This window comes from Pseudomonas asgharzadehiana, assembly GCF_019139815.1.
In the GTDB taxonomy this organism is placed as follows: domain Bacteria; phylum Pseudomonadota; class Gammaproteobacteria; order Pseudomonadales; family Pseudomonadaceae; genus Aquipseudomonas; species Aquipseudomonas asgharzadehiana.
Genome location: NZ_CP077079.1, coordinates 3,697,970 through 3,722,686 on the forward strand (window position 1 = coordinate 3,697,970; position 24,717 = coordinate 3,722,686).

Consider the following 24,717-nt stretch of genomic DNA (forward strand, 5'->3'; position numbering starts at 1 on the left):
TTCTGGCGAGGATTTTGTTACAAAGGGGCCATTAAATTGCCTTATCGGCGCGTCATTACCATTGGTAGGTCGCGCTCGCCTGCACCGTGCGCTGGGAGCCATACCAGCACCACGAGTACGAGTAACACGACGCGACGTACTCTTTATTCGCCAGGTTGCTGGCATTGAGCGCCAGGCGCAGGTTGTCCTTGAGGTTGAGGAGGTGCTTGATGTCGTAGTGCACCGCCGCATCGAACAAGGTGTAACCCGGTACTTTCAAGGTATTGGCCGTGTCGCCCCACGAGGAGCCGATATAACGCGCACCGGCGCCCATGCCGAAGCCCTTGAGGTTGCCGTCATGGAAGGTGTAATCCGCCCACGCCGAGGCCGTGTGGCGTGGCACCGCGTAAGTGGTGGTGCCCTCGGCATTGATCGCCGGGCCTACGCCGATGTCGCTGATGGGCGCATAGCTCACGGTACTGTTGGATTGGCTGATGCGGTTATCGAGGTAAGCGTACGCCGCGGTGATATCCAGGTTGTCGTTGAGGCTGGCCTTGCCTTCCAGCTCAAAGCCACGCGATTGCACCTCGCCGTCCTGGCTCTGGCAGCGCCCGGTGCCGCACAGGTGGGTGGGGTCCGGGTCGGTGGTGAGCACGTTGGTCTGGCGCAGGTCGAAGATCGCGGCAGTGATGAAGCTATTGCTACCCGGCGGCTGGTACTTGATACCGACCTCATACTGCTTGCCTTCGGTCGGCTTGAATACCGAACCGCCATACCCCGTACCCGACTGCGGGTTGAACGACTCCGAGTAGCTGGCATAAGGCGCCAGGCCGTTATCGAACAGATAGACCAGACCGACCCGGCCGGTAAAGGCCTTGCTGTCCAGGGAGGACTGGCTCTTGCCCCCGGTGCGCAGGGTTTTGGTGCTGCTATCGGTGCTGGCCCAGTCATAACGCCCTCCCAGCAGCAGCACCCATTTGTCCCATTTGAGCTGTTCTTGCAGGTACACGCCGGTCTGTTCGCTGCGCGACGTGCCGTCGGTGGTGTACGCCGGTACCGCAACGGCCGCGCCGTAGACCGGGTTGAAAATATCCAGGGTCGGCCCGGCGGTGTAAGTGCCTGAGCCCGACAGGGTGTCGGTGCGGGTGTTCTGATAATCGAGCCCCATCAACACAGTGTGCTGCAGCGGGCCGGTGTCGAATGTGGCCTGCACCTGGTTGTCGAGGGTGTAGGCGTCCATGTCCACGTCGGTGGCGATGGTCGAGCGGCGGATGGTCCGATAATCCGCCATCAGGTAGTTGTTGTAGAGGCTGCGGTACTGGCCTTCGCTGCGCAGGTAACGCGCATTCTGGCGCACCGTCCAGACCTCATCGAAGTGATGTTCGAAGGCATAGCCCAGGGAGTAATACTCGCGGTCACTCTTCTCGAAGCTCTTTTCGCCGTCGTAAAAGTCCACATCGATGCTGCGCCCCGTCGGGCTGCGCAATACCGAGCCCCAGGCCGGCACCGAACCGTAGGACGCACCCTTGGGGTCTTTTTGGAAATGCCCGAGCAAGGTCAGCGAGGTGGCGTCATCAGGGCGCCAAGTGAAAGCGGTGGACAGCGACTGGCGGCGGGTCTGCGTGTGCTCGACCTGGCCGTCCGCATCATCGAAAAGCCCGGCAACCCGGTAGGAATAAACACCCTGATCGTCAATCGGCCCACTCAAATCGAAGGTGGTGCGCTTTTTGTCAAAGGTGCCGTATTCGACGCCCACTTCATGAAACGGCGTGTCCAACGGGCGCTTGGTGACCATGTTGATCACCCCGCTCGGCGTGCCCTGCCCGTACAGCACCGACGCCGGGCCGCGCAGGACTTCAACGCGCTCCAGGTCGAAGGCGTCTTTTTGCGGCAACGCGTCACGGCTCGATGGCATGCGCAGGCCATCGAGGTAGGTGGCCGGGGAGAAACCACGGATGGTCAGTTGGTCCAGGCGCGAAGCCGTCGCGCCACGGGTTTCCGGGACCACGGCAGCGCTGTAGCGCAGGATCTGGTTGAGGCTCTCGGCGTTCTGCGCGCGCATCTGGTCTTTGGTGACAATAGAGATCGACTGCGGGGTTTCGATCAACGCGGTGTCGGTCTTGGTACCCGACAGGCTGCGCGTCGCCACATAACCGGACACCGGCCCAGTGGGGCTTTCGGCCTGGTAGGCGCCGCTGATGGTAGTGGCCTGCAACTCCATGGCGCCGCCGTTATCCGCAATGGCCTCCAGGCGATAGCGGTCGGCGGAGATCTTCAAAGCCTGCAGGCCACTGCCGGCCAGCAACTGGTTCAGGGCCACATCAATGGCGTATTCCCCGCTCAGGCCATCGCTGCGTTTGCCTCGGGTCAAACGTGCATCAAATGCCAACACCAACCCCGCCTGCTCGGCCAGGCTATTGAGCGCCTGGCTCAAGTCACCGGCCGGGACCTGAAAGCTGTGCACAGCCTGGGTGCTTTCTTCGGCGACGGAAGTCTGAACAGTCAGCAACGGCACAACAGCAAAAGCCATCGCCACTGACAGGGCCAGTGGATGCAAGGGACGAGCGAGGCGCGACATGGGAAATCCTGCGTAAGGGAGGTTCTATTAACCATGACGGCCAGGTCGGAAAATCGGGTAAGGATGAGAGCGATTTTTATTTGAGAGTGTTTTTTCAGCCCTTGCTGCAATCAGTCGGGTCGTTTTTTCGTGTAGCTCGTTGAGGCGGGTTCAGGCGTTTTTTCCCCGTCGTCGGTCAGCTCATTCTGATTTTTCCAAGCGTTCATCCAGCCGCTTTTTGCTGCGGCAGACTCCGACGCCTTGCCTTCTGCCGAGACGTCACGGATGACACACGCCTCCCACATTGCCTCTATCGAACATGAGCTGGATGGCTTTCATCAGAGCCTGGTGATTTATCGCCAGCAGATGGGTGCCTGGTATTCGCGGGCGCTGGATTCGGTGAGCCACGCGGCAGATATACCGTCCTTGTTGGGGATGGATCGGGTGGTGCGGGTCGGGGACTCGCAGCGTTCGGTAAGTATTTCCGATGCGGATTTTTCCACCGTGGCCCGCTGCCGTGCGGGCGGCGAGCTGAAGATCGAGAGCAAATTCGAGTCGCTGTATGACGTGCCGATTGGCGGCATTGCGGTCGAGGTGGTCGGGCTGGATGACGGCAGCTCCACGCCAGTCATGCTGGATGAGCACGGCAAGGGCTCGCACCACTGCGCTGCCGGCGGGCGCTATCAAGTGCGGGTGCAGGGCGGCGTGTCGGCAGAACAGGTCGATGCACTGTTTACCTCCTATGCCGGGCTGACAGCGGACCTGGAGCAGTGGCTTCGCGAGCAGTGGCGAACCTTCAAGCCCTATTGGGAACAGTCCACCGCGAGTGCGATTGGCAGCGGCGTGCTGGCGGGCAGTTGGGCCGCGATCATGGACGTGTGGGACAGCGTCAAGCGGGTGCAGGCGGTTCTTGAAGACCCGCTTAAATACGTCGAAGAGCTCGGTGATCAGGCCGCCAAATTGGCGCAGATCGCCACCGACGCGCCCAAGGTCATGGAACAGGCGATGTTGCTCGCCAGTGACGAGGCGGCGCTGTTTCTGCTGGTGCGCACAGCGATGATCTGGCTGGACGCATTGCCGCCCAGTGAGATTGCGCAAGTGGCCGCTGGGTTTGTGGTGTCGCTGCTGATTGACCTTGTGATTGGCGCGGTGCTGACCATCGCATTGCCGGCGGCGGCTGTGGCGTATCTGAGCCTGCGGCTGGCCAGGTACGGCGCGCAGATTGTGAAGGCGGCCGTTGGTTTTGTTCAGAGCGTGCTGGCGATTCTTGCGAAGTTCATGCAAGCGGTGGATCGCTACAAAGCGGTGGCGGTGCGCGGGGTCGTCGGTGGGGTGAAGCAAGGCACGCTGCAGATGCGCTGGCGGGCGCGGCAGAACGCGGTGCTGAAGCAAAAGGAGCATGTCGACGATGTGCCTGTTTCGGGGAAAACCCCGAACGGAGATGCGGCGGCTTCGGCGGACAAGACCGTCACCAATGGCTGCCCGGTGTCGATGGTCACCGGGGAAGAACTGCTCACCCTCACCGATGGCGTTTTAGACGGGATTTTGCCGTTTGAGTGGACACGGTTGTACCGCACCAGCGCGGTGGACGTGGATGTTGGGTTGGGGTTTGGCTGGAGTCATTCGCTGGCGCAGCGGCTTTCTGTTTCGGGCGATTCGGTGGTGTGGACCGACCATGAAAACCGCGCTGTTTCGTTTCCACTGCCGACTGTTGCGCGACCGGCGATCACCAACAGCCTGGCTGAAGCGGCGATTTATTTGGGATCTTCGCCGGATGAGTTAGTGCTGGCCCAGGCGTCGCGGTTTTATCACTTTCGCGACGGGGTGCTGGTCTCGATCAGCGATGCGTATGACAACCGCCTGCGGATTTCGCGGGATGTGTTGGGGCGTATTGCACGGCTGGATAACGGCGTCGGGCGCTCGTTGTGTTTGCGCTATGAACTGGGCCGCATGGTGGCGGTGGATTACCAGGTTCAGCGGGCCAAGGGGTACGAGCCTTACGAATGGATCACGGAACAGAACGTTGCTTCCTACGCCTATGACGACGCGGGACGACTGCTTTCGGCGACCAACGCCGTCGGCGAAAGCGAGGTTTATCGGTACGACGAGCAGCATGTGATTCTTGAGCGGGGCTTGGCCGGTGGCGCGAGCTTCTTTTGGGAATGGGAGCGGTCTGGCAAGGCGGCGCGGTGTGTCCGGCACTGGGCCAGTTTTTCGCAGATGGATACGCGGTATGTCTGGGAGGACAACGGCCGCGTGGTCGTGCATAACGCCGATGGCAGTCAGGAAGAGTATGTCCACGATAACCGCGCACGGCTGGTGCAGCGCATTGATCCGGACGGCGCCCAGCACTTCAAATCCTACGATGACAAGGGTCGACTGACAGTCGAGCAGGATCCGCTGGGGGCGGTGACGGCGTATCAGTACGACGATGCCGGACGCTTGGTGGCGGTGTTTCCCGGCGATGACGAGCCGACATCCTACGAGCATGACAACGGTTTCGTACGGGTCGTGCGGCGTGGCGAGGCGGTTTGGAAATATGAGCGTAACGATCAGGGCGACGTGACGCGCAGGACCGATCCCGATGGTGAGGTGACGGACTACAGCTACAACAAATATGGGCAACTGACGGGGGTTTGGTATCCCGACCACAGTTGTCACCGCCTGGTGTGGAATGAACGCGGTCAGCTCATTGAAGAACAACGGCCCAATGGCGGCGCCAAGCGCTATCGCTACGATGATCTGGGCCGCCAGATTGCCCGCGAGGATGAACAAGGCGCGCTGACCCAATACCAATGGGACAGCGTCGGCCGGTTGATTCGCATCGTGTTGCCAGGCGGTGCCACGCGAGAATACAGCTACAACCCCTACGGAAAAATCACCACCGAACGCGACGAACTCGGCCACGTCACCCGCTACGAATACGCCGACGGCCTGCACCTGATCAGCCGCCGCCTCAACGCCGATGGCAGCCAGGTCAACTACCGCTACGACAACGCTCGGCTGTTGCTCACCGAAATCGAAAACGAAGTCGGCGAAACCTACCGGCTCAACTACCACCCCAACGGCCTGATCCAGCAGGAAATCGGCTTTGACGGCCAGCGCACCGCCTACGTCTACGACCTTAACGGCCACCTGCAGGAAAAAACCGAACACGGCGACGATGGCCGTCAGCTAGTTACCGTTTACCAGCGCGACCACGCCGGCCGACTCGTACGAAAAACCTTACCCGACGGCAATACCGTTGATTACGCCTACGACCGCCAGGGCAACCTCCTCAGCGTCGACGACGGCCACTGGGCGCTGGCGTACGAGTACGACTCGCAAAACCGCCTCACCGGCGAGCATCAGGGCTGGGGCACTTTGCGCTATGGCTACGACGCCTGCGGCCAATTGCAACACCTGCGCCTGCCGGACAACAACCGACTGGTTTTTAGTCACGGTAGAGGCGGCGACCTCGCTACCGTCGAACTCAACGGTGCACTACTGACTTCTCACCTCTTCAAATCCGGCCAAGAACACCAACGCCAACAAGGCCAACTCCTCAGCCACTACCACTACGACGACCAACACCGCCTGCACGCCCACACCATCACCCAACAGGAAAACCACCTCTACCAACGCCACTACGATTACGACAAATCCGGCAACCTCACCCGCCTGAACGACACCCGCAAGGGCGAACACCACTACCGCTACGACCCGCTAGCCCGCCTCACCCGCGCAGACCATTCGCAAGACCTGCAAGAACGCTTCGGCCACACCCCTGCCGGTAACCTGCTGATGCACGACCGCCCCGGCCCGGACATCGTCGCCGGCAATCGGTTGATGATCCAGGGCGACCGGCACTACGACTATGACGCCTTCGGCAACCTGATCCGTGAACGGCGCGGCAAGGGCCATCAACTCGTTACCGAGTACCGCTACGACTGCCAGCATCGATTGATCGGCCTCACCCAGCCCAACGGCCAAACCGCGAGTTACCGCTACGACCCGTTTGGGCGACGCATCAGCAAAACCGTCGATGGCATAACGACCGAGTTTTTCTGGCAAGGCGACAAACTGATCGCCGAACACCATGCGGATCGGCATCGCAGCTACCTCTACGAACCCGATAGTTTTAGGCCGCTCGCCCTGCTGGAAGGCTTCGGCCCACAAGACACCAAGCCCTACCACTACCAACTCGACCACCTCGGCACGCCCCAGGAACTCACCACTCCAGACGGCGAAATCGTCTGGTCCGCCCACTACCGCGCCTACGGCCAAATCAGCCGTCTCGACGTAAAAAAAGTCGACAACCCGCTGCGCTTCCAAGGCCAATACTTCGATCCGGAAAGCGGACTGCACTACAACCGCCATCGCTACTACAATCCGGACATTGGTCGCTACCTGACGCCGGATCCGGTGAAGCTGGCGGGTGGGATCAACGCATACCAGTACGTGCCTAACCCTACGGGGTGGGTGGATCCGCTAGGGCTAAGCAAATGCCCTGGCAACTGTGATCCGGCTAAAAGCTCTGAGAGTTTTTCGAGCAGCGCGAAAGCGAATGAAGGTCAACCACCGCTCCCTTCTCCTGAAGATATTGAATGGACGGCCCATGGCTATAAGCACAGTCCTTCAAAGAAAATACCTTGGAAAGATATTTTGGCAACGACAAAATCTGGTCCGGCAAAATACAGGCCAGGGATAGATATTGAAAGCCTAGAGAGGGAAGCCTATAAAAACGGCAGGATGACTACGAATGGCAAACCTTGGAAGGTCATGGAGTACGCTGAAAGCATCGGCGCAAGCGAGGGGGCTCCAAGTCGCTGGATCCGGGTAGAACTAAGCTCGAAAACGATTCACGGCCACCCCATTTCAGAGCAAGAATTCCGGAGATTAATCAAGTGATTTCATTAGACTTCATACAAGGCAACATCACCTACGATGATCTTTCTTTGCTGGAAGACTCCGCGATTGAAGATCAAGTACACAACTTGAAGGAGGATATGCTTCAGGTGGTGTACCCAGACGGACTATTACTTGACGTAGGCTGGTTTCCTTCATTCGATGTAAAAGGACACTTTCAAATAAAAGTCGTCAAAAACCATGACTGGGACTCCCCTGTTTTAAAGTTTACCGCGCAATCAATTAGGGCTCTGATTAAGCAGCTTCTGCTCACACAATCTCAATTAATGCAGCGCTAAAAAAACGCCAAAATTATAGCCCACGCTCCCCTTAAACTACCCTGAGGAGACCTGAACACCAGAGCTTAAAAGCACCACGATGATGGCTGTAAAGGCAGGTTTTGTTGAGATAAGCCCAATAAGAATCCAGCTCTATCCCACACATATGTGAACGCCACTCAAGTCAGTGCAAACAACAACCACCCACTCAAGGGCTGCTTCGCAGCCCCACACAGCGCAAACCCGCTCTCCACAAGCCAACAACCCGATCAACCGAATTTGCCGATTCACCACCCCTCTTTCAACATCCGCAACTCCAAATGCTGCAACAACATAATCGTCTTCCCATCCACAATCTCCCCGCTCTGCACCATGCCCAGCGCCTGCTCAAACCCCAGCTCCAACACTTCGATATCCTCGCCCTCTTCTTCCAGCCCACCACCGCTGCCAACTCGATCCGCCGGCTGATACTCGCCGATAAAAAAATGAATTCGCTCAGTCACCGAGCCCGGGCTCATGAACGCGGCATAGATTTTTTCCACATGCCCCACGCGGTAGCCCGTTTCTTCTTCCGCCTCCAGGCGAATACGTTCCTCGGGGCTGGCATTGTCCAGCAACCCGGCCGCTGTCTCGATCAGGTAGCCGGGGTAGTCATTGACGAACGTGGGCATGCGGAATTGGCGAATCAGCAACACCGTACGCTGCTCGCGGTTGTACAACAGGATGGTCGCGCCATTGCCACGGTCGTAGACCTCACGGGTCTGGGCCTGCCAGCTGCCGTCGCGGCGGCGCAGGTCGAAGCTGTATTTCTTGAGGAGGTACCAGTTGTCCGAGAGGGTTTGTTCGGCGGTGATGCGAACGGGGCTGTTGTCCATGGTCAGGCCTTTTGTTCAAAGTGGGGAGCATTGTCAACGCTGTAACACTTTGCAAGCAATCACCCTCAACGGCTGTCGAATTTATACCTGTGGGTGTAGGCCATCTGGTAAAACCCCTGCTTCACCTTCACCTGGGTACCTTCATGTCTTCTCGTTTTCTGCCGCGCCTGCGCCTGCGCTGGCTGCCCTTGCTGTGCATGGCGTTGTTGATCGTCGGCCTGCCGGTGGGTTGCAGCGTGTTGCAACAAAAGGAGCGTGAGCTGGTGTTCCGCATCGAGCCGGGCACCGCCAGTTGGTACAGCGGTTTGCCCAAGGCCGTGCAGGAATTCGAACTCAAGCCCGCCAGTTTCAAGTCGGGGCAGAACATTCACGGCTGGTGGTACCCGGCGGGCAACAAAGATGCACCGGCAGTGCTCTATCTGCACGGCGTGCGTTGGAACCTTACCGGGCAGTTGTTTCGCATCGAGCAATTGCATGCACTCGGCTATTCGGTGCTGGCCATCGATTATCGCGGCTTTGGCCAAAGCCAAGGTGACCTGCCTTCGGAAACGACGGTATACGAAGACGCGCGCATCGCTTGGGAACGCTTCAAGCTGCTGCAGCCGGACCCGAGCAAGCGCCTGATCTACGGGCACTCGCTGGGTGGCGCGGTGGCCATCGACCTGGCCGTTGAACTGGGCCAGCAGACGCCGCTGCCGGTGCGCGGGCTGGTGATCGAATCCACCTTCACGTCCCTGGCGGATGTGGCCACGGCGGTGGCCAACACCTCGTTGCCGGTCCGTTGGCTGCTGTCGCAGAAATTCGACTCCATCGACAAGATTGCCGACATCCATATGCCGTTGTTGGTGGTACACGGTCTTGATGACCGCTATGTGCCGCCGCGTTTCAGCCAGCAATTGTTTGAAGCCGCCGAGGAACCCAAGCGGTTGTTATTGGTGCCCGGCGCCAGCCATAACAACAGCATGAGCCTGGCCGGTCGCAGCTATCGCCAGGCACTCGACCACCTGATGCAGGCCAGGATGCCGGCGCAGGTTGTCACGCACTCCACAGGCCGTAAAGGCGACTCATAAAGTGCTTTTCGGCACTGGCTTCGCGCTTGGCTGTCAAGCGCAAACCCTGCCCATGCTGGCCCAAATCGAAAGTTGATCAAATATTAACCGTAGGTTAAATCGCCAAGCCAGCCGGGCGTTCGCAAAGTTATCCACAGAGATACCCACGGTTTTCGTGGACAACTCTTTTTATTTTTTTACGATTTTTTTGCTCATCCGTTGCTTTCTGGATATGTCCCCGGCAACAAAATCTGGCGATTCACATCGCGTATATCGTTATACCCACAGAGCGCCATCGACACGTCCAACTCCCGAGCGATGATCTCCAGGGCCTTCGTCACGCCCGCCTCGCCCAAGGCACCCAAACCGTACAAATGCGGCCGACCGATCATGGTGCCCTTGGCCCCCAAGGCCATCGCCTTGAGCACGTCCTGGCCGGAGCGGATGCCACCGTCAAGCCACACTTCAATACGCTCGCCCACCGCGTCGACAATCGCCGGCAACTGGCTGATGCTCGACGGCGCGCCATCCAGCTGACGGCCACCGTGGTTGCTCACCACCAACGCATCCGCGCCGCAATTGGCGGCCAGGCGCGCGTCTTCCACATCAAGGATGCCCTTGATGATCAGCTTGCCGCCCCAGCATTTTTTGATCCATTCCACATCGTCCCAGCTCAGGCGCGGGTCGAATTGCTGGGCGGTCCACGCCGACAGCGAACTCATGTCCGCAACGCCCTTCACATGCCCGACGATATTGCCGAAACCACGGCGTCGGGTACCGAGCATGCCCATCACCCAGCGCGGTTTGGTCGCCATGTTGAGGATGTTCGGCAGGGTCAGTCTGGGCGGTGCCGACAGGCCGTTGATCAAGTCCTTGTGCCGTTGCCCGAGGATCTGCAAATCCAGGGTCAGCACCAAGGCATCCACGCCTGCGGCCTTGGCCCGTTCGATCAACTGTTCGATAAACGCGCGGTCGCGCATCACGTACAACTGGAACCAGAACGGCTGGCCGACGTGTTCGGCAATGTCTTCAAGCGAGCAAATGCTCATGGTCGACAAGGTGTAGCGCAGGCCAAACGCGGCGGCGGCGCGGGCGGTGAGAATCTCGCCGTCGGCATGCTGCATGCCCGCAAGGCCGGTGGGCGCCAGCGCCACCGGCATGGCCATGTCCTGGCCGAGCATGCTGGCGCGGATCGAGCGTTCATCAATATTGCGCGCCACCCGCTGGCGGAATTTGATCGCGGCAAAATCGCTTTCATTCGCCCGGTAGGTACTCTCAGTCCAGGAACCGGAATCGGCGTAATCGTAGAACATCCTTGGAACACGTTTTTGCGCCAGCCTGCGTAAGTCTTCGATGGTTGTGATCAACGACATCTAGGTCACCTCTCCCTGAACTGAGCCCAGAGAGTAACCGGCCAACGGTCGCCCAACCAGCCATTGCGTTTATAGCGACGGCAGACTAACCTCGCACAAACCCGCAAAATAGCGCATAAACATGCACAACTCCCATCAAGCCATTGACCTGCCTTCCCTGCGCAAACAGAAGATCCTATTGCTGCTGGAACGCGACGGCAAAGTCACCGCTGCACAATTGGTCGAGCACTTTGCCGTGTCCCAGGACACCATCCGCCGTGATCTTGGCGAGCTTGCCGCCGCCGGCCTGTTGCAACGGGTCCACGGGGGCGCTTTGCCTCGGCCCAAAGATACCGGCAAGGACTTCTTCACCCGCGTCGGCGAGACCAACGCTGCCAAGCGCCACCTCGCGCAACTGGCGGCAAACCGAGTCGAAGACGGCCAGATTGTGCTGTTCGATTCCGGTTCCACTACGCTGCAGATCGCCCAGTCACTACCGCACTCCATACGCCTGACCGTGGTCACCGCTTCGCCGATGATCGCCATCGCCCTGGCTGACCATCGTGACGTGAAGGTGATTCTGGCTGGCGGCCAACTCAACCCGGCCACGCTCTCCACTGGCGGCCATGACGCCATACGCCTGATCCAGAGCATCAAGGCCGACCTGCTGTTTACCGGCGTGTGCGCGCTGCACCCGCAGGTAGGCATGAGCTCGCTGCATTTTGATGAAGTGGCGGTCAAGCAAGCTTTGCTCGATAGCGCCTCCCACGTGGTGGCGGTAACCATGGCGGACAAACTCGGCGCGGTAGAGCCGTTTGTGGTGGCGCCGTGCAGCCGTATTCACACGTTGATTACCGAGTGGCATGTGCCGAACGTGCAGGCGTATGAGCAGTTGGGGCTGGAAGTGCTGCGGGTTGAGGTCGAGTAGCTAGACGTGGCGGTGGCGCCGATCCCCCTCAGTGGCCCAGCTTGCGCTCAGCCTTGGCGGCTTGCTCTTTGATCGCACCGGCCTGGCGCTCAGCGTCCTTGATCGACGTGGGCGTCAGCACCTTGTCGACGCTTTCCGTGTTCGGATCTGGACGCTCCAGCGCCTGGTCCTTGTCGGGGGTGCCGGCGCCTTTCTGGGCTTGTTCCGAGCTGATGGGGTTGGATGTTTTGTCGGCAGTTCTGTGATCGGTCACGAAGTCTCTCCAGGCAATGAGGCGCAAAAAAACATGCGCCGTTGTGCAGCAGAGCCCTGGGGTATTTCGATAGTTCAAGGAAATTGCAGCCGCGAAATCAACGCAAAAAAAATTTAAACCTTTTGCCCAGGCATCCGCTCAACAGTCAGGTAACGGCATCCCACCACGTTCAAGGAGAACCACCATGACTACTCTGCTGATCAAACAGATGGGCCTGACCTTCGCACTGGTCGCCGGCGCAATGTCCACCGCCATGGCCGCCACCTCCAACGACTTCGTCGACAACGCGGCCGAAGGTGGCATCACCGAAATCGAGGCCGGCAAACTGGCCCTGGAAAAAAGCAGCGCTGGCGACGTGAAGACCTTCGCCCAACACATGGTCACCGACCACACCAAGGCCAATCAGGAACTGATGACACTGGCGAAAAAGCTCGATATCCAAGTGCCGGATGATGCCGCCCTGACCGACAAGGCCAAGAAAGCCATCCTGGAAATGCGCGACGAGTCGTTCGATAAGGCTTACGCCAACAACCAGGTGGCGGCTCATGAAAAAACCGTCGAGCTGTTCAAGAAAGAAGCCGCTTCCTCGGATAACGCCGAGCTGAAAGCATTCGCCACCAAGACCCTGCCCACCCTTGAAGCCCATCTGAAAATGGCCAAGGAGCTGCAGGCCAAATACGACCATTAATCCCCGACCAGGAGACCCTCGACCATGAGCTCGCAACTCAACGGTAAGAAAATCCTCATCATCACCTCCAACACCGGCATCGAGCGCGATGAGCTGGTCAAGCCGCTGCAAGCACTGCGCGAGTTTGGCGCGACCGTGACCCACGGTTCGAGCAAGGGCGGTACCACCCAGACCTTTGTCGGTGATACCGAAAAAGACAAGACCGTGGAATCCGACGTGCAACTGTCGGATGTGCTGAGCAGCGATTTTGACGCGCTGGTCATTCCCGGCGGTACCGTCAACGCCGACACACTGCGCCAGGACGCTGCGGCGCTGCGCTTGATCAAAGAGTTCGCCGACGCCGGCAAGACCATCGCGGCCATCTGTCACGGCCCCTGGACATTGATCGACGCGGGCGTGGTCCAGGGCAAGACGCTGACCTCGTATAAAAGCGTGCGCATCGACCTGGAAAACGCCGGCGCCGCCGGTTGGGTCGACGCTCAGGTCAAGGAATGCAAAGCCAATGGCTGGACCTTGATCACCTCGCGCACGCCGGATGATCTGCCTGCGTTCAACACGGCGATTGCCCAGGCGCTGGCCGGCTGATTGCGGCGCCCCTGAACGCAAACAGGCGCCCCATGGGGCGCCTGTTTGCCAAAGGCTTCAACCCTCAGCTTTTACGCTGTTGCGCCATCTCGCGCTTGGGCCCGAACATCGCCCAGGCGATCAGCCCCAACAACGGCACGAAAATCAGAATCACCAACCATAAGCCTTTGGTCTCCCAGCCGCCGGTGCTGCGCAACACCACATTGATCGCCCACAATTCCAACAGCAGCAGAATCACCGCCAACCCGATCCAGACATATTCTATTTGCATGCTTCACCTCCTGAGGTCTATGGGTTAAGTCAAGCATCTGCGCCAAGGGTTCCATCGGATTTACCAAGGGGCGTGGTGGCTGCCCACCGAGGGCATCAAGCGCTCAGGGTGTAATGCAATCCGCTGCGGCCACGACCATGCAAGCTGCACGATCCCAACCCGCGCAGAACCTACTTAACCCATTGATAAACATACGATTTATGTAATCGCTCAAGTTGGTACAGCTGATGCAATCTTCTACCAGACGAGGCGCGCACTTCGACGCGCCCGAACCCAGTCTGTGAGGTTTCATCATGAATGCCATCGACCTTCTCAAAGCCGACCACGAACGTGTAAAAGCGCTGCTGACCCAACTGAGCGAGTCCACCGAGCGCGGCGTGAAAAAGCGCACTGAACTGCTGGCCAAGCTGGAGATGGAAATCACCCTGCACACCAAGCTTGAAGAAGAGATTCTCTACCCCGCCTTCCGTAAAGCCGGTGGCAAGGAACAGGACATCATGTACCACGAAGCCAAGGAAGAGCACCGCACCGTCGACACCCTGGTGCTGCCTGACTTGAAGCAGACCGAGCCCTCCACCACCGAGTTTTCCGGGCGGGTCAAAGTGGTCAAGGAGTTACTGGAACATCACATCGAAGAAGAGGAAACCGAGATGTTCCCTCAAGCGAAAAAACTGCTGGGCAAAGCGCAACTCGAAGAGCTGGGTGCCGAAATGGAAGCCATGAAAGCTGCGTATAAAAAAACCATGAGCGCCAAGTCGATAGCGGCCTGACGCTGCTTGTCGCCTGGTTCCGCCACCGGGGCCGGTTGTTGGAAAGGCTCCGGTTCTTGATCAAGAGGAAGAGGATTGAACCATGAAGTACGTGCAAAGGATGCTGCTTGCTCTGTGCCTCACAGCCCTGTCCGGTCCACCCGCCCTCGCCGCGTTTGGTGACAACCCCACACGCGCGGCCAACACCTTGGCCGGCGACAGCGCTGCCGGTTCTGCCCTGCCGCCGGGGACTTACCCGAGCAGCCCTTCCGACAGCGACAAAAAAACCCAGGACACCGACAAACAACAGGAAAAGACCTCCAAACCTGCCGATTCCGATAAAGAACCCCAGAAAAAACCGCGCTCAGGCAGCTGACGGCTCATCCGCACTCGGCGGCTCGGGCGCCAGCCCCCAGTCGCCGTGTTCGTACCAGTCGTCGCCGAGCATCTCGGCCGGGTGCATGGTGCGGTCGGCGCCATTGCCGCACGCCAGGTCGGCGGCGCCGCAGTAGCGATCACAGCCCCAGCAGATGCGTTCGGGGTGTTTGGGGTGCAGCGGAAAAGGCTTGGCCATTGCAGTGCTCCTTACCGAAGGGCGACCTCACCACCCTAGCCCTGATACCCGCCCCCAGCCTTGACCGATATCAAGCCTGGCACGCATGAAATATCGTGCGAACTTGACAAGAATCATTATTGTTTACGCCAGACCTTCCTAGACTCGGGCTCTCTTTACTTACCCGTCTGGAAGCCCCTATGCGTACCCTCCCCCTGCTCCCCATCGCCCTGCTGTTATCCACCTCTGCGGCGCTCGCCAAGGAGTACCCCATCGGCGAACCGCAACAGTGCCCCGGCCTGGAAATCGGCGCGGTGTACCTGCAACCGATTGAAATGGCCCCGGCCGGCATGATGCGCGCCACCGCCGACTCCGACGTGCACCTGGAAGCCGATGTGCGGGCCACGGCGGACAATGCCCAGGGCTTTCAGGAAGGCAGTTTCGTGCCCTATCTGAACCTGTCGTTCTCGCTGAAAAAACAGGGCAGCGATACGCCAATCAGCGGTGACTTTCACGCCATGGTCGCCAACGATGGGCCGCACTATGGCGATAACGTCAAGCTGCAAGGCCCCGGCAAATACACCCTTACCTTCAGCGTGCGGCCGCCCACCGGTCACCACGCCCTGGGCCGTCATACCGACAAGGAAACCGGCGTGGCGCCCTGGTTCGAACGCTGCGAGGTGCATTACGAATTCGTCTATGCCGGTATCGGTAAAAAAGGCGGCTACTGATGCGCCGCGCCCTGCTGTTGGGCGGCTTTTTGCTGAACGGCGCGGCGTGGGCGGCAGCGCTGCCCACCTATGAGCTGAGCCTGCAAGACGGTCATTTCACCCCGCCGCAATTGGTGGTCAAGGCCGGCGAGCGCTTCAAGATCGTGCTCAAGAACACGGGCCTTGGGCCTGCCGAATTCGAGAGCACACCGCTGCGCGTGGAGAAAGTGCTGTCACCCGGCGTGACCACGTTTGTGGTGATCCATCCCCTGCAACCCGGCGTGTACCCGTTTTTCGATGAATTCAACCCACAACTGCCCGAAGGCAGCATCCGCGCCGATTAGGAGCCGTTGATGAATCAAGCGATGTTTATTGTGTGGCGCGAAAGCGTCGAAGCGCTGTTGGTGATCGGCATTTTGCAGGCCTGGATCAGCCGCCAGAGCGGCCATTCGCGCCTGGCCCGTTTCCTTTGGGCCGGGGTGTTGGCGGGGTTGCTGGGTTCGGCGGGCCTGGCCGGGTTGATGCTGTGGGCCGGCGACACCATGACCGGCGCCGAGGGTGAATGGCTGCAAGCGCTGATGACGCTGCTGGCCAGCGGGTTGATGGTGCAGATGGTGTTCTGGATGCACCGCCACGCGCCCACGCTCAAGCACAGCCTGCTACGCGAAGCCGACCAGCGCCTGGCCCATCAGGGCGGTTGGGGGCTGATGCTGCTGGCGCTGTTGGCGGTGAGCCGCGAAGGCAGCGAAACCGTGGTGTTCCTGTACGGTGCCGGCGCACGGCTGCACGATACGGCGCTGGGCTTGTTCGCCATCGGCGGCGTGCTGGGCCTGGTGTTGGCCGGTCTCACGGTGGTGTTGTTGCGCAGCAGTCGGCGTTTTATCTCGTGGTCGCACTTTTTTGCCCTCAGCGAAGCGCTGTTGCTGCTGTTGGGCGGTGCCTTGCTGGTCGCCGCCGTGGACCGCATCAGCGGGCAACTGCTGGCCATGGACATGCCCGACTGGGTCTACAGCGCTGTCGGCGAAAGCCGCTGGGACAGCAGCGCCCTGCTCAGTGACAGCCATGGCCTGGGCGCGCTGCTCGCCGACTTTGCCGGCTACCGCGCCGCACCCAGCCTGATCACCTTGCTGGTGCTGCTGGGCTACTGGTTGGCGGTGGGCAACGGCTTGCGCCGGTCACGGCCATGAACTGGCTGCAGCCCCTGGGCGATGGTATGCGCCGCCATGCCCGGTTGATCCGCGCCGTGCAATGGGTGGTGGTGCTGGCCTACGCCGTGCTGTTGGTGGTGCCCGCCCTGCTGCCGCTACCGGACAGCCAGGCGCGCCTGCTGGACAACCTGACGCGGCTCGCACAATTTCTGTTCTGGGGTGTCTGGTGGCCGTTCGTATTGCTGTCGATGGTGTTATTCGGGCGCCTGTGGTGCGGCGTGCTCTGCCCGGAAGGCTCATTGAGCGAATGGGCCAGCCGGCATGGCCGTGGCCTGGGCATTCCACACTGGCTGCGCTGGGGTGGCTGGCCCACCGTAGGTTTTGGTCTGACCACCCTCTACGGCCAGTTGATCAGCGTGTATGACTACGCTCAGGCTGCGTTGCTGATCCTCGGTGGCTCGACCGTGGCGGCGGTGATCGTCGGCCTGCTGTTCGTACGCGGCAAACGCGTGTGGTGCCGCTACCTGTGCCCGGTCAGCGGCGTATTCGCCCTGCTCGCCCGCCTGGCGCCCGTGCACTTTGCGGTGGATGAACAACGCTGGAAAGCCAATAGCGCCCCGCGCCTGCCATTACCCAACTGCGCGCCACTGCTGGACATCCGCCGCCTGCAAGGCGCCAGCGAGTGCCACGCGTGCGGGCGCTGCAGCGGGCAACGGGGGGCGGTCCAACTGATCGCGCGCTCGTGCAACCAGGAAATCCTCCAGGCACCGCGCCAACCCGGCTCGGTGTGGGATGCACGGCTGCTGCTGTTTGGCGTGATCGGCTTGGCCATGGGCGCGTTCCACTGGACCATCAGCCCGTGGTTCATCGCCCTCAAGCAGGGCCTGGCCGAATGGCTGGTGAGCCATGATTGGCTATGGCCGCTGCAAGACAATGCACCGTGGTGGCTGCTGACCCATTATCCGCAGCTCAATGACAGTTTCAGTTGGCTCGACGGTGTTTGCATCGTGCTGTATCTGGCGGGCAGCTCATTGCTGCTCGGTGGCGGATGCTGGCTGCTGCTGCGCCTGGCCGCGCGCGTAGCGGGTGATCGCGCACTGTTTCGGCCCCTGGCCCTGACCTTGACGCCCTTGGGTGGTGCGGGGTTGTTCCTGGGCTTGTCGGCGACCACGGTGAAGTTGTTGCGCTATGAGGGGTGGGTGTTGGGCTGGGTGCAGCCGGTTCGCGCGGCGATTTTGCTCGGCGCGATGGGCTGGTGTTTGTGGTTGGGGTGGCGGCAGCTGGGTGGGGTGCAGTCGCGGTGGGCGGCTTGGTTGTGTGTTCTGGTGAGTAACGGGGTGGTGGGATTTGGAGGGTGGTTGCAGTTTTGGGGATGAGTACCCATCCGTTGTTTGGGTAACGGCTCGCGTTTGAACGGCGCAACAGACTGAGGTCCACCCGATTTAGGCAGATCCACCTGTGGAACTGTGATCGACGAACAATACCGGTGAGAGTGTCAGATTTTTTGTGTTCGGGCCGGTTAAGGCCTGCCGTCAGGCAGGCCCTATCTTTACCAGGTCGGCCTGATAAATCGATCTCCGTACAGAATCGCAAATTGATTCATTGCGTTCTTCCAATCATGAGCCGCACTGCCCCAGTTCGCGGTGATATTTCGTAATGCCAGCCAGATTAGCTTTGTCGCGGCCTCATCCGTTGGGAAGTGGCCTCGCGTTTTGATGACCTTGCGCAACTGGGCATTGATACTCTCGATGGCATTGGTTGTGTAGATCACTTTGCGTATTGCCGGGGGAAACACGAAGAACGGTATAACTCGATCCCAAGCACGTTTCCAAGCCGATACGACTGTCGGATATTGCTTACCCCAAGGCCCGGCTTCGAAAGCCAGTAGCGCTTGTTCTGCGGCGTCAGCATTGAGTGCTTGATAGATCGGTTTCAGTGCCTTGGCCAGCTCACGGCGCTTATCCCACGGGGCGTAATCGAGGCTGTTACGGATCAGGTGGACGATGCAGGTCTGCAACGTCGTCTCAGGAAACACAGCACTCAGCGCTTCGGGCATGCCTTTGAGACCGTCAGTTACGGCGATCAAGACGTCTTCGACGCCTCGGGTTTTCAGGTCGTTAAAGACCTTCATCCAAAATTTGGCGCCTTCGGTTGTTTCAATCCAAATGCCCAGAATATCTCGCGTTCCGTCCGGCAATACTCCCAGTGCCAAGTAGATCGCTTTGTTGCGAACCAGGCCTTCGTCGCGAATTTTGACTCGCAATGCATCGAAGAAAATTACCGGGTACATCGGTTCAAGCGGTCGCTGTTGCCAGGCGGTAACCTCCTCCAACACTGCGTCAGTGACTGAGCTGATGAAATCGTGAGAGACGTCTGTTCCGTACTGTTCAGAGAGAAACGCCCGGATTTCGCGAACCGTCATGCCTCGGGCATACATCGCGATAATCTTGTCATCGAAGCCGGTAAAACGCCGTTCGTGTTTGGGGATCAGAATCGGAGCAAAGCTTCCATCACGGTCTCTGGGAATGTCCAAACGCAGCGGACCGTCATCGGTTAGCACCGTTTTTCCGCTCTTGCCGTTGCGCTGGTTACTCGATTCCTCAGGGCGCTCCGCGCCCTGAGGGTAGCCAAGGTGGTGGCCCACGGCACCAAGAGCTCGCTCGATCAGCGCCTTTTTGAACGCCATCGAGGCATCCTGAATGGCTTCGGCACTCATCGGGCCGCTGACGAACTGGTCGATCAGCTCTTGGGGAATGGATGGAAGGTCTCGCGGGGCCTCACGGGCCGGTTTCTTTTTGGTCGGCATACATGCACCTCTATCAACATGTTATGCCCGAACACAAAATTTATGACAGGCCCATCCGTTGTTTGGGTAACGGCTCGCGTTTGAACGGCGCAACAGACTGAGGTCCACCCGATTTAGGCAGATCCACCTGTGGAACTGTGATCGACGAACAATACCGGTCGGTTACTAGACCTTGAACCGCGCCACCATCTGATGCAGCGCCCCCGCCATCCCCGCCAAGTCGTGCCCTGCCGTCTCTGTATGCAATGCGCCCTGCAATACCTGCTGGGACAAACTACGAATCCCCACCAGGTTACGATCCACCTCCCGCGCCACCAGCGCCTGCTCTTCGGTGGCGCTGGCAATCAGCATGTTGCGCTCGTTGATCTGCGAAATAGACCGAGTGATCTCCTCCAACGCCTCCCCCGAACGCTGCGCCACGCCCAAGGTGGTCTGCACCCGCTCACTGCTGCTGTGCATCGCCGCCACCGCGTGTTCGGTGTCATGGCGAATGTTGCCGATCATCTGCTCGATCTCCTGGGTCGAGGTTTGAGTGCGATGGGCCAGCGCACGTACCTCATCGGCGACCACGGCAAAACCGCGCCCGGCGTCCCCGGCGCGGGCCGCTTCGATGGCGGCGTTGAGGGCCAGCAGGTTGGTCTGGTCAGCAATGCTGCGGATCACCTCCAGCACGCCGCTGATGTCCTGCACGCGCACGGCCAGTTGCTGGATGCGTTCGCAGGTTTCCACCACGCCGTTGGCCAGGGTGTTGATCGACGCCACGGTTTGCTGCACCTGGGCCTGGCCGCGCTGGGCGGTCTGCTCGGACAGACGCGAGGCCTCGCTGGTGCTCACGGCATTGCGCGCCACTTCATCGACCGCGGCGGTCATTTGATTCACCGCCGTGGCGGCCTGTTCGATCTCTTGGCCCTGGGCCTGCAAGCTGCTGCTGGTCTGGCCGCTGACCGCGCTCAACTCCTCGGAGGAGCTGGCCACGCCGTCCACCGACGCCGCGATGTGCCGCACCATCTGGTTCAGGTTCTGCTGCATCCGGTGCAGGTTGCGCATCACGCTGCCCTCGGCACTGTTGCCCACGGGCACCACGATGGTCAGGTCGCCCTCGGCGATATGGTTCAACACCCGCGCCGCTTCAGACGGCTCGCCGCCCAAGGGCCGGAGCACGCTGCGGGTAACCATCACCGCAGCCGTTATCACCAGCGCCAGGCACAGCACGAACAGCCCGAGCATGTTGCGCCGCGCCTCGTCATACAGGCTCTGCGCCGCCTGCCGGCGCTCGGCGAACACCTGGCCCTGCAGGGTCATCAGGGCATCCAGGCTCTTGAACACTTCCAGTTCGGCCGGCATCACCTGTTGCTTGAGCTGCGCCAGCCCCTGCTCGCGGGCGCCCTGTCTGATCAGCGCCTGCACCTGGGTAAACGCGGCCACGTAGGCTTCACGATGGGTTTTCAAGGTGGCATACGCGGCCTTGCCCTCGGCGGTATCGAGCAGCGGTTCGAGGGCGCCGAAAGCGTCGGTGATGCGCTGGCGCGTAGTGCCGATGGCGGCCTGGGCCTGTGGGTTGTCCTGGTCGATCAGCAGGTCGCGGGTGTTGCGCCCGTTATCGCGCACACCGGTGGCAATCACCATGATCGGCGCGATTTTCGGCCAGTCCTGTTGCACGATCTGTTCCGATTGCTGCTTGAGGGTTGCCAGGTCGTGCAGGGCGTAAAACACCAAGCCGACCAGGGCCAACGGCGCAATCGCGAAACCGATGACAATGCGTTGAGCCGTGGTTAATTGCTTCATTCTGATATCCCTGATGAAAGCCTGCCCAACATGGGCAGCATCTATAAAAATCCTGTTGAGGGCGTGCATCACCCTCGCAGTACAAACGCGGGGAATAACGCCCGCAGTCGGCCCCATAGCTCGGGCAGTGCCGCCTGTACCGGCGCGCGCGCCAAGTGCGGGTCGAGCATGCTGGCCGTGCGCACCAGCTGCACGGCGAAACGCGTTACGCCACTGGCTTGCAAACGCTGGGCCAGCAGTAGCAGGCGGGCGGGGTCGATCAGGTGCCAGTGCACCGTGGTGCGGCATTCGTAGTCCACGCCACTGGCCAGCAAGGCCTCCAGGCTGCGCCAGTTGGCGGCGCCGCTGCCCTTGACCTGGGTGATCGAGCGGCAGTCTTCGGCCAGCGCCTTCACATCAAAACCGACCCAATCGGCATGGCGCAGCGCGTTGGCAAAACCGGTCGGTTTGATCCCCGCGCTGTGCAGGCCGACCCGAAACCCCATCGCGCGCACTTCATCCATGGCCGCCGGCAAGCCTTCCTGCAAGGTCGGTTCGCCGCCGCTGAACACCACGGCGTCGAGCAAATCCTGACGCCGTTGCAAAAACAGCAACACCCGGCGCCAATCCACCTCAGTGCTTGCGCGCGGCGGGATCAGGTCCGGGTTGTGGCAGTAACGGCAGCGCCAGGCACAGCCCTGGCAAAACAGCACGCAGGCAAGCATGCCGGGATAGTCGAGGGTGGTCAGGGGCACCAGGCCCCCGACCCGTAGCGCTCGACTCATTGGCGCCCGGCCACGGCGGCCGCTTCAGTGAAATGCACACGCTCCTTGTGCTCGGACTGTTTGCCGGGGTTGAAGGCCGACACCGGCCGGTGGTAACCCATCACCCGGGTCCAGACTTCGCAGCGCTGACGTTGTGGCTGGGATGTTTGCATGGTGTAGCTCCTTGAGGGTTGAAAAACGCTTTATCGCGCAGCGGCCAGGGCGAGCACTTCGTCGCACTTGGGGCAGAACTCATGTTCACCGGCCAGGTAGCCGTGCACCGGGCAGATCGAGAACGTCGGGGTGATCGTCAGGTACGGCAGGCGGAAACGTCCCAGGGCTTTGCGCACCAACTGCTTGCACGCCTGGGTCGAGGAAATCCGCTCGGCCATGTACAGGTGCAATACGGTGCCGCCGGTGTATTTGCATTGCAGTTCATCTTGCAGCTCCAGCGCTTCGAATGGGTCCTGGGTGAAGCCCACCGGCAATTGCGAGGAGTTGGTGTAATACGGCGCGACATCGCTGCCGGCCTGCAGGATGTCGGGGTAGCGCTTGCGGTCTTCCTTGGCGAAGCGGTAAGTGGTGCCTTCGGCCGGCGTGGCTTCGAGGTTGTAGAGGTGGCCGGTTTCTTCCTGGAACCGCAGCAACGTGGCACGCACATGGTCGAGCAGCTTGAGGGCAAACGCGCGGCCCTGCTCGGTGTGCATGCCCTGCTCATCGCCGCTGAAATTGCGCAGCATCTCGTGCATGCCATTGAGGCCAATGGTGGAGAAGTGATTGCGCAGGGTGCCCAGGTACCGCTTGGTGTAGGGGTAGAGGCCGGCGTCCATATGGTGCTGGATCACCTTGCGCTTGACCTCCAGGCTTTCCATGGCCATGTCCATCAGGCTGTCCAGGCGTTGCAGCAGGCCCGAGGTGTCCCCCTTGAACAGATAGCCCAGGCGCGCGCAGTTGATCGTCACCACCCCCAGACTGCCGGTCTGCTCCGCCGACCCGAACAGCCCGCCGCCGCGCTTGAGCAACTCACGCACGTCCAGTTGCAGGCGACAGCACATCGAGCGCACCTGGTTGGGCTGCATATCGGAATTGAGGAAGTTCTGGAAATACGGCAAGCCATAGCGCGCGGTCATCTCGAACAGGCGGTCGGCGTTGTCGCTGTCCCAGGGGAAATCGTGGGTGATGTTGTAGGTGGGAATCGGAAAGGTGAACACCCGCCCCTTGGCATCGCCGGCCTGCATCACTTCGATATAGGCGCGGTTGATCAGCTCCATTTCGGCCTGCAGGTCGCCGTAGGCAAACGGCATTTCCTCACCACCGATCACCGGGATTTGCTCACGCAGATCCTCCGGGCAGACCCAGTCAAAGGTCAGGTTGGTAAACGGCGTTTGGGTGCCCCAGCGCGACGGCACGTTGAGGTTGTAGATGAACTCCTGCACCGCCTGACGCACCTGGGCGTAGCTCAGTTGGTCCTTGCGCACATAGGGCGCCAGGTAAGTGTCGAACGAACTGAACGCCTGGGCGCCGGCCCATTCGTTTTGCAGGGTGCCGAGGAAGTTGACCATCTGCCCCAGGGCGCTGCTCAGATGCTTGGGCGGCCCCGCTTCGACGCGCCCGGCAACGCCATTGAGGCCCTCGTGCAACAACGAACGCAGCGACCAGCCGGCGCAGTAACCGGCGAGCATGTCGAGGTCGTGAATATGCAAATCCGCCTCACGGTGCGCGCGGCCGATCTGCTGGCTGTAGACCTCATCGAGCCAATAATTGGCGGTGACCTTGCCCGACACATTGAGCACCAACCCGCCGAGGGAATAGCCCTGGTTGGCATTGGCCTGTACGCGCCAGTCTTCTCGGTCGAGGTATTCGTTCATCGAGGTGGCGACTTCCACCAGGGTCTTGCGGTCGCGACGCAGGCGCCCGTGTTGTTCGCGGTAGACGATGTAGGCGCGCATGGAGAGGAAGTAGCCGGCGTCCATCAATACGCGTTCGACACTGTCCTGGATTTGTTCGACGTCCAACTGCTCGATGCCCTTAAGGCGCGCGAGGACGGCGCCCAGCAGCAGGTCGACGTCGGTGGGTTGATATTCGCCGGTGGCGGTGCCGGCGGCGATCAGCGCCTGGCGGATTTTTTCCGGGTTGAAGGGGGCGAGGCTGCCGTCGCGCTTGTGTAGGCGAGTGCTGAACAGCGGGGTGAGCGTGGGTTGCATTTTCAGGGCTCCAGGCACCACATATAGTGATTTATTAATGAGTAGACACAAGATGCAGTGAGATTACGGAAAACGGGGTGGGCGCCCCTTGATTGGGGTCAAGGTTTTTTGATTGGGGTATATCCGTTATTTAGGTAACGGCCGCCTATGGTTCCGCCCTTACGGCGGCTCACTTTTGAACAGCGCAAAAGTAAGCAAAACGCTCTTGCCCCAACACTCGGCACCTCGCTTAGGCTCGGTGTGCCCGAACGCAGGCTTGAATCCGTGGGCCGCCGCCACGCGCCATCCATGGCGCGGGGCGGCTAACCCGGCGTCCT

21 protein-coding genes and 1 pseudogene are annotated in these 24,717 nt (G+C 60.4%); 12 read left to right on the forward strand and 10 right to left on the reverse strand.

All coding sequences use genetic code 11. The features are described from left to right. Window positions 1-55: 55 nt before the first annotated feature. A complete protein-coding gene (locus KSS96_RS16610; RefSeq protein ID WP_217855104.1) occupies window positions 56-2,557 on the reverse strand; it encodes a TonB-dependent siderophore receptor in 2,502 nt (833 codons plus the stop codon). 264 nt (window positions 2,558-2,821) lie between these two features. Here KSS96_RS16610 and KSS96_RS16615 point away from each other — a divergent pair, with 264 nt between their 5' ends. Both KSS96_RS16615 and KSS96_RS16620 read left to right on the forward strand, forming a co-directional pair. Next, window positions 2,822-7,426 (forward strand): RHS repeat-associated core domain-containing protein, encoded by a 4,605-nt coding sequence (locus KSS96_RS16615; RefSeq protein ID WP_217855106.1) that lies wholly within the window; start codon window positions 2,822-2,824, stop codon window positions 7,424-7,426. Next, on the forward strand, window positions 7,423-7,722 hold the full coding sequence (locus KSS96_RS16620) for a hypothetical protein (protein WP_017527390.1): 300 nt from the start codon (window positions 7,423-7,425) through the stop codon (window positions 7,720-7,722). Before KSS96_RS16615 ends, KSS96_RS16620 begins: the two co-directional genes overlap by 4 nt. A 266-nt stretch (window positions 7,723-7,988) precedes the next feature. Here KSS96_RS16620 and KSS96_RS16625 read toward each other — a convergent pair whose 3' ends face one another. Then, a complete protein-coding gene (locus KSS96_RS16625) occupies window positions 7,989-8,576 on the reverse strand; it encodes an NUDIX domain-containing protein (RefSeq protein ID WP_017527389.1) in 588 nt (195 codons plus the stop codon). Between the two features lie 143 nt (window positions 8,577-8,719). Between KSS96_RS16625 and KSS96_RS16630 the strand changes: the two genes are divergently transcribed. Continuing rightward, entirely contained in the window at window positions 8,720-9,646 is a 927-nt protein-coding gene (locus KSS96_RS16630; RefSeq protein ID WP_017527388.1) for an alpha/beta hydrolase, read from the forward strand. A 191-nt stretch (window positions 9,647-9,837) separates the two neighbouring features. Here the strand turns inward: KSS96_RS16630 and KSS96_RS16635 are convergent, their stop codons facing one another. Then, window positions 9,838-10,998 (reverse strand): alpha-hydroxy acid oxidase, encoded by a 1,161-nt coding sequence (locus KSS96_RS16635; protein ID WP_017527387.1) that lies wholly within the window; start codon window positions 10,996-10,998, stop codon window positions 9,838-9,840. 121 nt (window positions 10,999-11,119) lie between these two features. Between KSS96_RS16635 and KSS96_RS16640 the strand changes: the two genes are divergently transcribed. Then, window positions 11,120-11,905 (forward strand): DeoR/GlpR family DNA-binding transcription regulator, encoded by a 786-nt coding sequence (locus KSS96_RS16640; RefSeq protein ID WP_017527386.1) that lies wholly within the window; start codon window positions 11,120-11,122, stop codon window positions 11,903-11,905. Between the two features lie 28 nt (window positions 11,906-11,933). On the opposite strand, the gene KSS96_RS16645 is transcribed toward KSS96_RS16640, so the two are convergent. Further along, a complete protein-coding gene (locus KSS96_RS16645; RefSeq protein ID WP_065878822.1) occupies window positions 11,934-12,158 on the reverse strand; it encodes a hypothetical protein in 225 nt (74 codons plus the stop codon). Between the two features lie 184 nt (window positions 12,159-12,342). Here KSS96_RS16645 and KSS96_RS16650 point away from each other — a divergent pair, with 184 nt between their 5' ends. Together KSS96_RS16650 and KSS96_RS16655 are read left to right on the forward strand one after the other, a co-directional pair. Then, on the forward strand, window positions 12,343-12,846 hold the full coding sequence (locus KSS96_RS16650; protein ID WP_065878820.1) for a DUF4142 domain-containing protein: 504 nt from the start codon (window positions 12,343-12,345) through the stop codon (window positions 12,844-12,846). A 24-nt stretch (window positions 12,847-12,870) separates the two neighbouring features. Beyond that, on the forward strand, window positions 12,871-13,431 hold the full coding sequence (locus tag KSS96_RS16655) for a type 1 glutamine amidotransferase domain-containing protein (protein ID WP_017527383.1): 561 nt from the start codon (window positions 12,871-12,873) through the stop codon (window positions 13,429-13,431). Window positions 13,432-13,495: 64 nt separating this feature from the next. Here KSS96_RS16655 and KSS96_RS16660 read toward each other — a convergent pair whose 3' ends face one another. Next, window positions 13,496-13,702 carry a PLDc N-terminal domain-containing protein gene (locus KSS96_RS16660; protein WP_135196914.1) on the reverse strand — a complete coding sequence of 69 codons (207 nt, stop codon included), beginning with the start codon at window positions 13,700-13,702 and terminating at the stop codon, window positions 13,496-13,498. 293 nt (window positions 13,703-13,995) lie between these two features. Between KSS96_RS16660 and KSS96_RS16665 the strand changes: the two genes are divergently transcribed. Then, window positions 13,996-14,472, forward strand: a complete 477-nt coding sequence (locus tag KSS96_RS16665; protein ID WP_065878816.1) for a PA2171 family ribosome-binding persister protein — start codon at window positions 13,996-13,998, stop codon at window positions 14,470-14,472. A gap of 82 nt (window positions 14,473-14,554) precedes the next feature. Then, window positions 14,555-14,827 carry a hypothetical protein gene (locus KSS96_RS16670; RefSeq protein WP_065878815.1) on the forward strand — a complete coding sequence of 91 codons (273 nt, stop codon included), beginning with the start codon at window positions 14,555-14,557 and terminating at the stop codon, window positions 14,825-14,827. On the opposite strand, the gene KSS96_RS16675 is transcribed toward KSS96_RS16670, so the two are convergent. After that, entirely contained in the window at window positions 14,816-15,025 is a 210-nt protein-coding gene (locus KSS96_RS16675) for a DUF3079 domain-containing protein (RefSeq protein ID WP_065878814.1), read from the reverse strand. The two genes, KSS96_RS16670 and KSS96_RS16675, sit on opposite strands and share 12 nt — an antisense overlap. A 179-nt stretch (window positions 15,026-15,204) precedes the next feature. On the opposite strand from KSS96_RS16675, the gene KSS96_RS16680 reads away from it, so the two are divergent. The 4 genes from KSS96_RS16680 to KSS96_RS16695 are packed head-to-tail and all read left to right on the forward strand — an operon-like array spanning window position 15,205 to window position 18,238. Then, complete coding sequence (locus tag KSS96_RS16680) at window positions 15,205-15,735, forward strand: iron transporter (protein WP_065878813.1); 531 nt, start codon at window positions 15,205-15,207, stop codon at window positions 15,733-15,735. Beyond that, window positions 15,735-16,058, forward strand: coding sequence for a cupredoxin domain-containing protein (locus KSS96_RS16685; RefSeq protein WP_065878812.1), 324 nt, complete (start codon window positions 15,735-15,737; stop codon window positions 16,056-16,058). Before KSS96_RS16680 ends, KSS96_RS16685 begins: the two co-directional genes overlap by 1 nt. Before the next feature lie 9 nt (window positions 16,059-16,067). Continuing rightward, window positions 16,068-16,901: an FTR1 family iron permease gene (locus tag KSS96_RS16690; protein ID WP_017527376.1), complete on the forward strand. Its 834-nt coding sequence runs from the start codon at window positions 16,068-16,070 to the stop codon at window positions 16,899-16,901. Next, window positions 16,898-18,238, forward strand: coding sequence for a 4Fe-4S binding protein (locus tag KSS96_RS16695; protein ID WP_217855108.1), 1,341 nt, complete (start codon window positions 16,898-16,900; stop codon window positions 18,236-18,238). Before KSS96_RS16690 ends, KSS96_RS16695 begins: the two co-directional genes overlap by 4 nt. A gap of 173 nt (window positions 18,239-18,411) precedes the next feature. On the opposite strand, the gene KSS96_RS16700 is transcribed toward KSS96_RS16695, so the two are convergent. The 4 genes and pseudogenes from KSS96_RS16700 to KSS96_RS16720 all read right to left on the reverse strand — a co-directional run bounded on the left by KSS96_RS16700 (window position 18,412) and on the right by KSS96_RS16720 (window position 24,400). Continuing rightward, a complete protein-coding gene (locus tag KSS96_RS16700; protein ID WP_217855110.1) occupies window positions 18,412-19,668 on the reverse strand; it encodes an IS256 family transposase in 1,257 nt (418 codons plus the stop codon). A gap of 165 nt (window positions 19,669-19,833) precedes the next feature. Further along, window positions 19,834-21,453, reverse strand: coding sequence for a methyl-accepting chemotaxis protein (locus tag KSS96_RS16705; RefSeq protein WP_065878807.1), 1,620 nt, complete (start codon window positions 21,451-21,453; stop codon window positions 19,834-19,836). 68 nt (window positions 21,454-21,521) lie between these two features. Continuing rightward, window positions 21,522-22,217, reverse strand: a complete 696-nt coding sequence (locus KSS96_RS16710) for an anaerobic ribonucleoside-triphosphate reductase activating protein (RefSeq protein ID WP_217855112.1) — start codon at window positions 22,215-22,217, stop codon at window positions 21,522-21,524. After that, window positions 22,214-24,400, reverse strand: a pseudogene (locus tag KSS96_RS16720) (ribonucleoside triphosphate reductase). The gene KSS96_RS16710 and the pseudogene KSS96_RS16720 overlap by 4 nt, the downstream one beginning before the upstream one ends. Window positions 24,401-24,717: the final 317 nt, after the last annotated feature.

Coding starts and splice junctions, on each gene's coding strand:
- KSS96_RS16690 (WP_017527376.1), top strand. CDS start 16,068: ATGAATCAAGCGATGTTTATTGTGTGGCGCGAAAGCGTCGAAGCGCTG.
- KSS96_RS16685 (WP_065878812.1), top strand. CDS start 15,735: ATGCGCCGCGCCCTGCTGTTGGGCGGCTTTTTGCTGAACGGCGCGGCG.
- KSS96_RS16660 (WP_135196914.1), bottom strand. CDS start 13,702: ATGCAAATAGAATATGTCTGGATCGGGTTGGCGGTGATTCTGCTGCTG.
- KSS96_RS16705 (WP_065878807.1), bottom strand. CDS start 21,453: ATGAAGCAATTAACCACGGCTCAACGCATTGTCATCGGTTTCGCGATT.
- KSS96_RS16625 (WP_017527389.1), bottom strand. CDS start 8,576: ATGGACAACAGCCCCGTTCGCATCACCGCCGAACAAACCCTCTCGGAC.
- KSS96_RS16665 (WP_065878816.1), top strand. CDS start 13,996: ATGAATGCCATCGACCTTCTCAAAGCCGACCACGAACGTGTAAAAGCG.
- KSS96_RS16695 (WP_217855108.1), top strand. CDS start 16,898: ATGAACTGGCTGCAGCCCCTGGGCGATGGTATGCGCCGCCATGCCCGG.
- KSS96_RS16655 (WP_017527383.1), top strand. CDS start 12,871: ATGAGCTCGCAACTCAACGGTAAGAAAATCCTCATCATCACCTCCAAC.
- KSS96_RS16680 (WP_065878813.1), top strand. CDS start 15,205: ATGCGTACCCTCCCCCTGCTCCCCATCGCCCTGCTGTTATCCACCTCT.
- KSS96_RS16670 (WP_065878815.1), top strand. CDS start 14,555: ATGAAGTACGTGCAAAGGATGCTGCTTGCTCTGTGCCTCACAGCCCTG.
- KSS96_RS16635 (WP_017527387.1), bottom strand. CDS start 10,998: ATGTCGTTGATCACAACCATCGAAGACTTACGCAGGCTGGCGCAAAAA.
- KSS96_RS16710 (WP_217855112.1), bottom strand. CDS start 22,217: ATGAGTCGAGCGCTACGGGTCGGGGGCCTGGTGCCCCTGACCACCCTC.
- KSS96_RS16640 (WP_017527386.1), top strand. CDS start 11,120: ATGCACAACTCCCATCAAGCCATTGACCTGCCTTCCCTGCGCAAACAG.
- KSS96_RS16610 (WP_217855104.1), bottom strand. CDS start 2,557: ATGTCGCGCCTCGCTCGTCCCTTGCATCCACTGGCCCTGTCAGTGGCG.
- KSS96_RS16675 (WP_065878814.1), bottom strand. CDS start 15,025: ATGGCCAAGCCTTTTCCGCTGCACCCCAAACACCCCGAACGCATCTGC.
- KSS96_RS16615 (WP_217855106.1), top strand. CDS start 2,822: ATGACACACGCCTCCCACATTGCCTCTATCGAACATGAGCTGGATGGC.
- KSS96_RS16630 (WP_017527388.1), top strand. CDS start 8,720: ATGTCTTCTCGTTTTCTGCCGCGCCTGCGCCTGCGCTGGCTGCCCTTG.
- KSS96_RS16700 (WP_217855110.1), bottom strand. CDS start 19,668: ATGCCGACCAAAAAGAAACCGGCCCGTGAGGCCCCGCGAGACCTTCCA.
- KSS96_RS16650 (WP_065878820.1), top strand. CDS start 12,343: ATGACTACTCTGCTGATCAAACAGATGGGCCTGACCTTCGCACTGGTC.